The organism is Metalysinibacillus jejuensis (assembly GCF_003057615.1).
GTDB lineage: Bacteria > Bacillota > Bacilli > Bacillales_A > Planococcaceae > Metalysinibacillus > Metalysinibacillus jejuensis.
Map to the genome: position 1 here is coordinate 1 of NZ_QAFW01000059.1, position 11192 is coordinate 11192.

The window sequence follows — 11192 nt, forward strand, 5'->3', positions numbered from 1 at the left end:
TACCGACGATTACTATCAACATTTGTGATTTCACCTTGTTCTCAAAGTCAGCGAATTATCATAGTACGTACCATTTATATGAAGATAGTTCACTAGAGCGACTCGATGCGCAAGATGATGTCTTAGAAATTCATTTCATTGAGATGAAAAAGTTTATTCAAGCTTGGCATGAAGATAAGGTCAATCCACTCGATGATGTTTTAGTACGATGGTTATTATTATTAGGTATGGTCGATGCGAGAAAGCAACGTGTGTATGATGAAATTTATGAAGAACTGGAGGAGCTAGCGATGAAAGATGAACGTTTACTTGAAGCCTTTACGGCATGGGAAGAATTAAGTCAAACGCCTGATACAGTGATAGCGTATCATTCACGTTTAAAAGCTATCGAGGATCATGAGTTAAGTATACGCCATGCTAAAGAAGAAGGCATTGAAGAAGGTATTGAAGTAGGTAAAGCAGAAGGTATAAAAGTAGGTAAAGCAGAAGGCATTGAAGAAGGTAAAAAAGAAGGTAAAAAAGAAACGATACGTAATGGCTATGAAAATGGTTTAGATGTCACTACATTAGCTGTAGTAACAGGCTATAGTGAGGAAAAAGTTAAAGCTATTATTGCATCATTCAAGAAAAATAATGCGTAAGCGAAGTATGAGATAATTTAAAAATCTAGTAGTGGTTATTGAGTAATAGAGAGAAAGTCAGTTATCACTATAAAGTTGGTGAAAATTAGCGGGAAATCGGGTATACTAGTTACTGCATGGCATACAGCCGGTTGCTCGCTAATTTATTTTTGCCATGGAGTAACAAGCAATCGCAGGTTACTCTGCATAAATGCTATATTTTTTTTATTTTTATTTCATAGGGTATGTGGAATAATGGTATATCTTTTATAGGGAAACAACAAACGTACATAGTAAAACCCTTATGATTCATAGGCTTTGAAAGACTCTATTTACTCATGAGGTTTAGGCGATTAACGGTACAGTAACAGTAACATTAGCAGAAGCTGTAGAAGCAGTAACAGCAGCTGATTTCACTGTAACTCAAACAATTAACGAAGACGAAGCTACAGCAGTAGAAGTTACTGAAGCAGTATTAGCTGAAGATGGCGTAACAGTAACATTAACAGTAGCAACTGTTGAAGCTACAGATGCAGATCAATCAGTAGTTTACACTGTAAACGAAGTAGCAGCAGAAGCATTTGTAGTTGAAGCAGTAGAAGTTGAAGCTCCAGAAGTAACTACAGCGAAAGAAGCAGTAGCAGCTTATGAAGCAGCAACAATCTCTACATATGCTGATGTAGCAGGTGTAGAAGCGTTAGAAGCAGCAGCTCAAGAAGCTATCGATGCTGTAGAAGATGCAGAAGTTAAAGCAGAATTACAAACAGCTTTAGATGAAGTAAAAGCTGTAAATGATAAAGTATTAGCAGATGCTGTAAAAGCGGTTAAAGATGCAGCAACAGCTGGTTCTGTAATCAATACGAAAAAAGCACTAGATGCATTTGGTTTCGAATATGAAACTTTAGTAGTAGCAGATTTAACTGATTTAGCTGCAGCAACATCAGTGCAAGAAATCCAAGCTTACTTTGTTGTAGGTAATTTCAACGCATTAATTACTGATGCGGTTACTTTAGGGGCAACAGCAGCATCTACTGTAGTAGATGATTTGAAATTATATGAAGCATTAGAGTACGGTGTAGAAGCAGGTTTATTAACTGATGTAAACTTTGATAAATACTTTACTACTTATGTAGCTACTATTAAAGGGTTTGCAACAGCTGACGCAACAAAATTAACAGCAACTGGTATCCAAACAAATGTTATTGATACAGCAGTACAAGCTACTGTAACAAATGCTGAGAATGCAGTAATAGCTTTAACAGCAGCAAAACTGCCTGCAGATATTACAGCAGCAGAAGCTTTAGTAGCAGTAGTTGATGAAACTTCTGTTTATGCTGATAATAAGGGTAACTTAAATGTTGCAGGAGTATCTATTGAAGTTAAAGGGCAAAATGTTAAAGAAGCTTTAACTGCTATTGTAGAAGATATCAAAGCAGCAAAAATCGTTTATACAGTAATCACAGCAAGTAATCCAATTAATCAAGCAAAATTAAACACGGCTTTACAAGAAGCGGGTGTTAATCGTGCGTATGAAGATTACATTGTTGAATATGCAACAGCGTTAGCAGGTCTTACTACTACAGCAGATTCATTAACAGAAATTCAAGGGTTCATTGATAATGTTAACGATACAAAGGCTACAGCATTAGTAGCAGCAGCAGTAGCAGACTTAACACCTGAAAATGTTGCAGCAGCAGAGGAAGCAATTAATCGTTTAGCTCCAGATGTTGAAGGTTCACGTACTAAAGTAGCAGATTTAACAGCTCAATTAGAAGCGGCAGGAACAGCAACAGCTAACTTAGCTGCAGCAACAGCAGCAGTAGAAGCATTAACAAATGCAGCAGGTGACGCTTTAGCAGAAGGTGTTGGACAAGACGAAATTGATGCAGCTTCAGTGTTAGTAGAAGCACTACCAGCAGACGTATCTCCAGCAACAGATAAAGCAGATTTACAAGCATTAGTAGAGGCTGCTCAAGCCCTTCAAGATGTAGTGAACTTAGCTGCAGCAACAGCAGCAGTAGAAGCATTAACAAATGCAGCAGGTGACGCTTTAGCAGAAGGTGTTGGACAAGACGAAATTGATGCAGCTTCAGTGTTAGTAGAAGCACTACCAGCAGACGTATCTCCAGCAACAGATAAAGCAGATTTACAAGCGGCAGTAGAAGCGGCTCAAGAATTACTTGATGTAAAATTAATTAATGATGCTATTGCTAACGAAGATGTTGCAACACTTCAAGAAATTATTGTTGGCATTGGAAGCACTACATTTGGTAACTTATCTAAAGCTCAACGTGCTGAATTAGGTGAATATATCATCAATAAAGCACATAGTGAAGAACCAGTTACTACTTATACTGCAACAGCAGACTTCAAGAGTGCTATTGATACAGCATCAACTGGCTTTGTAGCAACTTATGTAGCTGACATTGCAGCATTTAATACAGCAACAAATGCTACAATTGCTTCTACAGGTGCAACAAAAGCACAAAAAGATGCTGTGGTAGCAGCAATTAAGAAAGTAACAACTTTAGAAGGTTTCACTGCAGTAACGGAACTTGATTTAGCAGAAGCAATTCTAGATGCTAAGCCAGAAGCTGGTTACAATGTAAAAACTATCGCTGAGATCAAAGCTTTAGTTGAAGCAAACAAATAATATTTATATCTGAATAGATATAGATTATCAATGGACTCCCTTTCCTCTTTTGAGGGAAGGGGTTTCTTATAGAAAGAGGCGAACTGAAATGCAAACAATCGGACGAGAATTAACGAATAGTAATCCATTAAAGCTAAATGTAGAATGGACATTTACAAATAACTATAGTGATGATTCGGCAATTACAGTATTTGAGGAACAAATTACAGTAATCGAAAAGCAACAAGCTATTACACAACAAGACATCGATCAGTTACAAGAAACCTTAAATAGCCTATTTCTATTAAAAACAGAGACATACTGGTATGGACAGGCTCGACTAAATACATTAGCTACTCGTTTACCTAAAAAACCGAAAGTAGAGCAAGAAATGTTTACATATCCGATTACGTTGGAAAAATTCGATGATGTGGCAATCGAATTGGATATGAATCATGAATACTTTGGTTATGGTAAGACAGCGAGAGAATGGATGAAACATTGGTTAGCAGAAAATAATCATACAACTTTCGTAAATGAAGCTTCTGTAAATGAAAAAATGACAGTAGCTGTTAGTGTATTTAAAGAGTTCTGGTTGAAGTTTCAAGCGATGGGTAGTCAAAAAGATTGGGAACAATTAATGAAAGATGATTTAGGTTTTGATATTGAAGACGAGCGCATTGTAAAGGCGTTTTATGACTGTTACCTTCAGGGGAAGCCTTGGCATTCATTAACGAAATATCAAATGGCATTAATAAAGGTGAAATTGCCAATTGAGCAATTATCGAATATTGTCATTTCTAAGCATCCTTTTACAAAAGAAGTGTTGAAGAAACTAGGTATTAATTTGGGGCTATATTAGTTAACATCAATCAGTAGTAGAGCAAATTTTGAAGGATGTAGCTTAATACTTTAAAACTTATCTTTCAAAACAGTCGATGGACAAGAAAAATCACCTAATAATGTAAAGTGATTTAAGTGCTAGTAGGTGGGGTGTAATAATGTGGAACAAAAGAATGGGTGCTATGGCATTAACAATTGGTGTATTGTTAGCAGGTTGTAGTGACGAGAATAACGAAGAACATAGTGGAGAAAAAGAAACACCTGTGGAAGAAGTATATGAAGTAAGTCAAGAATCAGCATTTGATGCAGTGGTGTCTTACATTGGTATGATTTATTTCAATGAAGGTACATATGAAGAGTTTACTCAATTATATGTAGATCCCGATAAAGCACCAAAAGAATCTACATTCGATAATTTCCGTAAAATTTCTAAACCAGAAGAACGCTTTGGTTCAACCGATTTAGCAAGCTTTAAAGAAAATTTAAAGGTTGAAGAAGTAGACGAAAATAGTGCCATTGTTTACTATGTCATGAAAGAATCTGATACAAAAGAACAAGCAGTACAAACATGGGAAATGGCATTAAAAGATGAAAAATGGTATTTAGCAGGTGAATAATTTTTAGTAGTAAAACTTGCAATTTTGAAGGGTAAAATGAGAGGGGATGTTAAAGATGAATTTACCAGTTTATTTTGTTGAGAGTGGTGAAATTTGTTCTACAATCGAAGTACCTCGGGGGACAGAACTCCGCCCTGGAATTGTCTTTCGAGAAGGAATTTCTCACACTGAATATTTAATAGTAATGGTTGAACCAAATTTGATTAATAATGAACCAGCTCAAGTAGTTCATATAACCAAAAATAACAATAACTAATCCTGTATGGAGAATAATTCGCATAACGTGATGAAATCGTCGAAATAGGTGTCAATATCGGGTGCCTGGCACCCACACAATTCACTACAATTCATAAAAATGCATGGTGGGTGGATAAAATATAGCATGCCAGGCACCTACACAATTTACAGCAAGAACTAGCCCTTAGGCTGGTTCTTTTTTTATCCAATTAAAGTTGAAATAAGAACAAGTGTTCTGTATAATGGAAGTAATCATATAAAAGAGGTGATAAAATGGTTAAAAGTGTTGGACTAGAAGGTCTGAAAGGATATTGTATTGATATTGAAGCCGATGTCCGTACAGACAAAGAAGCATGTATCATTATTGGTTTGCCTGATCTTTCTATGAAAGAGTCGCGTGAACGGATTTTATCGAATTTGTATCGTTTAAACTTTGATTTATCGTTAAAGCGCATGACTGTGCAATTGTCACCGCCAGATAAACGCAAAGTGGGCATTGGCTATGATTGTGCGATGTTACTAGCTATTTTAGAGCAATTAATGCCGAGCAAAATCAAAATTGACGACGAGACTTGTGTGTTAGGCGGGCTAAGTCTTAAAGGCCAACTCGTTGGTTTTCATGGATTAATTCCTGCTTTACAACAAGCGTTATTAATGGGTTTTAAGCGTATTATTTTGCCGCCCATTGACACGAGTTTTTTACAAACTGAGCGAACGACTGAATTAATTTCCCTAAATCACATCAGTCAACTCATTGCTTACTTTACGAAAAACGGTGTTCAACCTCAACTTTCCTTTAATCCCCCTCAACATGTGCAAGAGAGCCCAAGTCAAACGATTGAAAAAGAGCAAATTAGCGGTGATTTTTCTATGATTTTTGGTCATGAAAAAGCCAAGCGTGTACTTGAGATTGCAGCTGCAGGCGGGCACCACGTATTATTGTCTGGACCTCCAGGTTGTGGAAAAAGCATGCTTGCTGAAGCTTTTCAATCAATACAGCCTAATCTCACAGAGGCACAAATGCTAGAAACGTATAGCCTTTATCAGCTAGCTGAGGAGCAGAGAGACTTTTCTGTTTTGCCGCCTTACCGTGCACCTCACCATTCTTCTTCAGGCATTTCTCTTATGGGAGGCGGTACCTTCCCAAAACCAGGCGAAATCTCATTAGCTCACAATGGCGTACTTTTTTTAGATGAGCTAGGCGAGTTTTCTAAAAAAACGTTAGATATGTTGCGGCAGCCTTTAGAGCAAGGCGAGATTACGATTAGCCGTGTGCGCCAATCGGTGACGTACCCCTCACGTTTTCAATTAATTGCAGCTACTAATCCTTGTCCGTGTGGCTATCACGGTTCTACTGAACGGTATTGTCAATGTACACCGAAGCAAGTACAGCAATACCAGCAAAAAGTATCAGGCCCCTTATTAGATCGGATTGATTTTTTCTTATCTTTAGAAAGTGTCATTTTGCAACAGCAACTACCAATGCCTGAGTCTTCACTCACGATTAGAGAGCGCGTTGCCCGTGCACGTGACGTTCAGTATCAGCGCTACCACGCCTTAAATGGCAATGTTTCGACACATCTCCTACGACAACATACAACGCTCACCCCTTCCTTATTGCAACACTTCCAAAAAATTTGTTATGTAAATAAATGGAGTAACCGCACACAAACTAAGCTACTAAGAATTGCGCGTACAATCGCCGACCTCGATCATTCGCTTGAGTTACAGCGTGCGCATCTTGACGAGGCGATTCACTGGAAGTCACGCAGCCCACTCAGAAAGGATGATATTCATGGGTAGACAACATCGTTATTGGCATCCTGGCTTTTTCTTTCATGTGACGATGCGCGGTAATAATCGTCAGCCGATTTTTAAAGAGCCGCGTGATATGGCAGAGCTATTTCGCGTTCTCTCGTATGCGTATGATTTGTATCGCTTTGAAATCGTCGCCTATTGTATGATGACAAATCATTATCATCTTGTCATTCGTTCGCCCAACGTTCCTTTAAGTAAAGTTATGATGATCGTCAACAAACGGTATACGGATTATTATAGGCGCAAGTATCGTTTTTCAGGGCAGCTGTATGAAAAGCGGTATTATTCGGAAGTGATTGTGAATTGTGTGAGTGCCAGGCACCCGATATTCTATGTCCATTACAGGAAGTAGGAGCATATCAAAAGAAAGAACAAGAAAAACAGTCAACCATCTTTAAAGACGATCGACCGTATCTAACTTGCACCATTCTTAACACTTATTTGACTAATTGACTGAATTATGAGTGTATCATCATCGTTATCCTGTTGGCCGACAAGGCAATCACAGCTGTTTGAGAAGCAATTTAAAAGCAATACATAATCCAAACGTATTTAACATTAATTCATAGCATTTTTAAATTCATTGAGTTTTTGCAAAAGAATACTTTTCAATTCGCTTTTAACTTCTCTTTCTATCTCAAAGTACGATTTTTTCTCCTCCTCTATACTTAAAAGACATTTTTCTAGCAGAATATCTCCTTCATTTTTAGCAAGTTTTGTTTCAGATAGTACCTCAATAGAGTTTTTGATTTTAATAAAATATTGTTCAACTGAAGCATTCAACTTTTTAGTGATTGCATTACTCTTCGCAAAAATATTCATTTTATACTTAAACAGTTCAAACAGTTCGTAGTATTCGCTTCTTAAATTCGAAAAAGTTCTAATGTTTTCTCTGTATTCGTCAACCATCTGATTATAATTATCCGTGTCGAACTTTCCCATCGTTTTACCAATAGTATATTCATTTGTCTCTATGATTTTTGTAGCAATAATTCTATATTCTTCATTCAATCTCAAAAGAAGGTTACTACACTGTACTAAAATCTTATTTGCTTCCTCTATTTGCTGTAATTCATAAAAAACATATTCTTTTCTCCTTATTTTTTCATCTTGCAGCTCTATAGCTTTATCGTTCCGCCGAAGTATTATAAATGTTGTCGCTATTACCCCAAACGTACTTAATACTCCGCCTAAATAACTTCCCCAAAAGCCAATCCATCCCTCCACAGCACCCACACCCAAACCTTTGAGTGACCATACCCATGCTAAAAAATGAATAATTAATGGAATGCCGATCATTACCAATAAAACAATTGACAATAAACACCGAACAGACTTGCACTTATAATCACTCAGAATCACTCACAACCTTCTTCTTAAAATATCGGATATTTACTCTCCTAGGAACCATTGTATCATGATAAGTAAATCTAAACATACGGTAGTACGGTAGTGTTTTGTCATTAAAAAATTACGTAATAACAGGGAATGCCATTCCTGCAAAAAATATATACTACTCGAAAAAAGTCAGAAAGTGAGTAATTAAGGAATGATTAGTAAATAGTTTCAAATTAATCCCTATAGTGTTCAAAGTTGAAGGATGAGTAGGCTACTGTTTTATAGATACCATATAATTCAGATTCGTGTTGTATGAGTGACAGTGGTTGATACTAACGAATGGCACGAAACTTATACATCAAACTTTTCTCCTTCACCAATCGCAACGACACAATGTCCACACGCTTTCTCGACACATGCTTTTCACCATCTTCCTTCACCAACGACAATGCCAACTGCTCAACATTCACTTCATACTTTTCCATCATAATCCCTCCAAATGTAAATAAGCCTTACCTCCGTTCAGGGGAAGTGAGATTTAGAGTAGTTATTCAGGATTATAATATATTCTTGATAATAGGATTGTTACAATCAGAAAAAGAAACAGCCAATCACCTAAGAAACATGATTGACCACTTCATATTCATACCAAAATTAACACTTATCTGATTAAATATCTGAATAGTGTCTGTACCTGGTAGTCGTAACTCATATCGTTCCATTTGTTACCCATCAATTATCTGAATAGCGTTTTAATTGTATGGATGACAGGAAGGTGATATTAAGAACATCATGTCCATTTTCATGGGGCTTGACCACTGACACCCGATGTTAAATAAACCAATACTCATAATTTCCAGCCGTATTTCTTCTGCGACCTAACACTTTATTATTCAGATTGCTCGACCCAGCATTATCGATCGCATAATTTGATAAATTATTTGCTTCAGGATTATTCGTAACCGCTTTAACATCAGCTACCGTGAAGGGTTCAGTTAATCGACCTGAAGCCACAAACTGTTTCAATAGTTCAATAAACGTCATTCACTTTTCCCTCCCTTCCTATTAAAAAGAAAGAACCAACCCGAAGGCCAGTCCTTTCTTGTAATCTACTCAAATAGTTGAGTGGATTATTATTTGTTAGCGTTCGTGATTGCTGTACGGATAGCTGCAATTGATGTGAACTTAGGTGAAACTTCATCGCCTGCTTGATTGAACGTTAAGCTCTTCCAGAAGTTTTCAGCTACAACAGTATCATGAGCGCTTGGATTAGCTCTTGTACCAGTCAATGATTCATGCCCAACATCATGTAGGTATTGCGCAATAACTGTCAAGCTGTTTGAGCTAAAATATCGGGTGCCTGGCACTCACACAATTCATAAACTATTCTGATGATTAGTTAGAAATTTGATTGGAAAGGAAGAACTAATCTTCGGGTTGGTTCTTACTTTCTTGCTTTGGTAGAATTGTTAGTAGAGAGGATAGAGAGGATAGAGAGGAGGAGAAACAGGTGGTCACTAAAGAGCAGACTTTGAAAACGACAGCAATTTACTCAGATGATCAAAAGTACAGTTATTCATTAACAAAAGTTTGGGATAAGGACAAACCCAAGGCTGCGTTCATAGGTATAAATCCAAGTGATGCAACAGAGCTGGTTATGGATAAGACAGTGATGAATCTGATGAACCACCTGATAAGCAATGATTACAGCCAGGTTGAAGTTGTTAATTTATACGCATTTAGATCGAAAAACCAAAACGGATTGATTAATCGGGATGATAAATTAGAAAAAGCTAATGTGGATTATATCAGGAATGCCTTAAGAGGTTCGGAGCTTATAATAGTAGGTTGGGGAAGAGATGCTGACGGAAAAGCAAAATATAAAGAAGCCCTCGACACTGTAAAACGAGAAATACTTCCCTTTAAAGACCGAGTAAAATGTTTCCAAGACAAGAGAGGAAATGTTAACTGCCATTTAAGTGTTGGATGCAGCGATGAGTGGAGTTTGGTGAGCTATCCATTTGAGTAACAAAAAAGGACTGAGCGCTGGATGGTTATTTTTCATAAGCCCCAGATTACTGTTCGCTCGCATAATTAATATCGGGTGCCTGGCACTCGCACAATTCACTACAATTTATGAAAATGCATGGTATGGTGGATAGACATAGAAAGCCTTTCGCAAGAGCAATTTTGCGGGGGCTTCTTTTTGTTTTCATTGCCGAAACTAGCTTTGGCAATGCAGCCTGTCATACGGTTGGTGTTAGTCACAGCTGATTATTATAGATGTAGCAACCTAGATGTAGCACTGAGGAAATGTAACAATAAAAAATTCAAGCATATATTATAATGATGAAGCCAAGTAACTATTGGTAACTTATAGCGCTCATTCTCTTAAAGGGAATGGGCGTTTTTATGTTGCCTAAAAAATATAAGGAGGGCTTTTTATGTATACTACAACGCAACCTACGCAACAACTGCAATTACCTATCGGTGTCAAAGAGGAAATCCTGCCACAACCTCGTAAACGTGTGACGATTTTTTCAGTAAAGTTAGTTCAAGAAGCCCTGCAACTTAGGACTAAAGCAGCCCAGATTATTCGTATGTTAGATGTCAAGTATCCCAATCCTCGTCAAGTAGCGATCAAACATGGCTTTGAAACCGTAGATGCGTTAGGTGAGTATATGGCAAGCCAAGGTTATTATTGGTGTAATGAAAGTCAGAACTATCAGTATGAAGCCCAGCCTAGTCCATCGCTATCTGTACCAGACACATCACCTATGATGACTCCTCCACCAGCGCCTACCCCATCATTACCTACAGGGGAGTTATGGGATGTTCTCTGTACGCATCAAGACTTTTTAATTCAGTGGTTAACCCAAGCGACACAAGGACAAGTACCTCATTTTAAAGTACGTGTGAATGCTTCCCCTAAGACATTAACCTTAGCGAGGACAATGATTGCTTTGTTGAATGATTTTAGTACCGAGTATAACTTGTCACAACGGATGATTGTTGAAGGTGCACTGATTGAATACTTTCAAAAGTATGGCTATGGGGAACGTGTGCAACAAGCCATCCACTAACAAA

General features: G+C 37.5%; 13 protein-coding genes. 9 read left to right on the forward strand and 4 right to left on the reverse strand.

All coding sequences use genetic code 11. The annotated features are described in order from the left end of the window. From DDE80_RS12535 to DDE80_RS12565, 7 genes are all read left to right on the forward strand, one after another. Positions 1–641, forward strand: a 641-nt coding sequence (locus DDE80_RS12535; protein WP_153060905.1) for an Rpn family recombination-promoting nuclease/putative transposase, incomplete at its 5' end; no start/stop codon positions are given. Positions 642–1563: 922 nt separating this feature from the next. After that, complete coding sequence (locus DDE80_RS15065; protein ID WP_153060906.1) at positions 1564–3273, forward strand: toxin Cry1Ac domain D-VI-related protein; 1710 nt, start codon at positions 1564–1566, stop codon at positions 3271–3273. An 88-nt stretch (positions 3274–3361) separates the two neighbouring features. Beyond that, on the forward strand, positions 3362–4114 hold the full coding sequence (locus DDE80_RS12545) for a hypothetical protein (RefSeq protein WP_108308178.1): 753 nt from the start codon (positions 3362–3364) through the stop codon (positions 4112–4114). A gap of 139 nt (positions 4115–4253) precedes the next feature. Further along, entirely contained in the window at positions 4254–4712 is a 459-nt protein-coding gene (locus tag DDE80_RS12550) for a hypothetical protein (protein ID WP_108308180.1), read from the forward strand. Between the two features lie 55 nt (positions 4713–4767). Then, positions 4768–4968, forward strand: a complete 201-nt coding sequence (locus DDE80_RS12555) for a hypothetical protein (protein WP_108308181.1) — start codon at positions 4768–4770, stop codon at positions 4966–4968. Positions 4969–5222: 254 nt separating this feature from the next. Further along, positions 5223–6752, forward strand: coding sequence for a YifB family Mg chelatase-like AAA ATPase (locus DDE80_RS12560; RefSeq protein WP_108308183.1), 1530 nt, complete (start codon positions 5223–5225; stop codon positions 6750–6752). Next, a complete protein-coding gene (locus DDE80_RS12565; RefSeq protein ID WP_161952333.1) occupies positions 6745–7119 on the forward strand; it encodes a transposase in 375 nt (124 codons plus the stop codon). The genes DDE80_RS12560 and DDE80_RS12565 overlap by 8 nt, the downstream gene beginning before the upstream one ends. A 206-nt stretch (positions 7120–7325) precedes the next feature. On the opposite strand, the gene DDE80_RS12570 is transcribed toward DDE80_RS12565, so the two are convergent. The 4 genes from DDE80_RS12570 to DDE80_RS12580 all read right to left on the reverse strand — a co-directional run bounded on the left by DDE80_RS12570 (position 7326) and on the right by DDE80_RS12580 (position 9439). After that, positions 7326–8087 carry a hypothetical protein gene (locus DDE80_RS12570; RefSeq protein ID WP_153060907.1) on the reverse strand — a complete coding sequence of 254 codons (762 nt, stop codon included), beginning with the start codon at positions 8085–8087 and terminating at the stop codon, positions 7326–7328. A gap of 350 nt (positions 8088–8437) precedes the next feature. Then, positions 8438–8590: a hypothetical protein gene (locus tag DDE80_RS15175; protein WP_161952334.1), complete on the reverse strand. Its 153-nt coding sequence runs from the start codon at positions 8588–8590 to the stop codon at positions 8438–8440. Between the two features lie 346 nt (positions 8591–8936). Beyond that, positions 8937–9149, reverse strand: a complete 213-nt coding sequence (locus DDE80_RS12575; protein WP_108308188.1) for a hypothetical protein — start codon at positions 9147–9149, stop codon at positions 8937–8939. 89 nt (positions 9150–9238) lie between these two features. Next, the gene (locus DDE80_RS12580; protein WP_108308189.1) at positions 9239–9439 is read right to left on the reverse strand and encodes a hypothetical protein; all 201 of its coding nucleotides are present in this window, start codon (positions 9437–9439) and stop codon (positions 9239–9241) included. 176 nt (positions 9440–9615) lie between these two features. Between DDE80_RS12580 and DDE80_RS12585 the strand changes: the two genes are divergently transcribed. After that, positions 9616–10134: a DUF1643 domain-containing protein gene (locus tag DDE80_RS12585; RefSeq protein WP_161952335.1), complete on the forward strand. Its 519-nt coding sequence runs from the start codon at positions 9616–9618 to the stop codon at positions 10132–10134. A 415-nt stretch (positions 10135–10549) separates the two neighbouring features. Beyond that, the gene (locus tag DDE80_RS12590) at positions 10550–11188 is read left to right on the forward strand and encodes a hypothetical protein (RefSeq protein ID WP_108308193.1); all 639 of its coding nucleotides are present in this window, start codon (positions 10550–10552) and stop codon (positions 11186–11188) included. Positions 11189–11192: the final 4 nt, after the last annotated feature.

Excerpts from the sequence above, each read along its gene's own strand:
- DDE80_RS12545 (WP_108308178.1), top strand. The coding sequence starts at position 3,362 with ATGCAAACAATCGGACGAGAATTAACGAATAGTAATCCATTAAAGCTA.
- DDE80_RS12550 (WP_108308180.1), top strand. The coding sequence starts at position 4,254 with ATGTGGAACAAAAGAATGGGTGCTATGGCATTAACAATTGGTGTATTG.
- DDE80_RS12555 (WP_108308181.1), top strand. The coding sequence starts at position 4,768 with ATGAATTTACCAGTTTATTTTGTTGAGAGTGGTGAAATTTGTTCTACA.
- DDE80_RS12560 (WP_108308183.1), top strand. The coding sequence starts at position 5,223 with ATGGTTAAAAGTGTTGGACTAGAAGGTCTGAAAGGATATTGTATTGAT.
- DDE80_RS12565 (WP_161952333.1), top strand. The coding sequence starts at position 6,745 with ATGGGTAGACAACATCGTTATTGGCATCCTGGCTTTTTCTTTCATGTG.
- DDE80_RS15175 (WP_161952334.1), bottom strand. The coding sequence starts at position 8,590 with ATGGAAAAGTATGAAGTGAATGTTGAGCAGTTGGCATTGTCGTTGGTG.
- DDE80_RS12575 (WP_108308188.1), bottom strand. The coding sequence starts at position 9,149 with ATGACGTTTATTGAACTATTGAAACAGTTTGTGGCTTCAGGTCGATTA.
- DDE80_RS12590 (WP_108308193.1), top strand. The coding sequence starts at position 10,550 with ATGTATACTACAACGCAACCTACGCAACAACTGCAATTACCTATCGGT.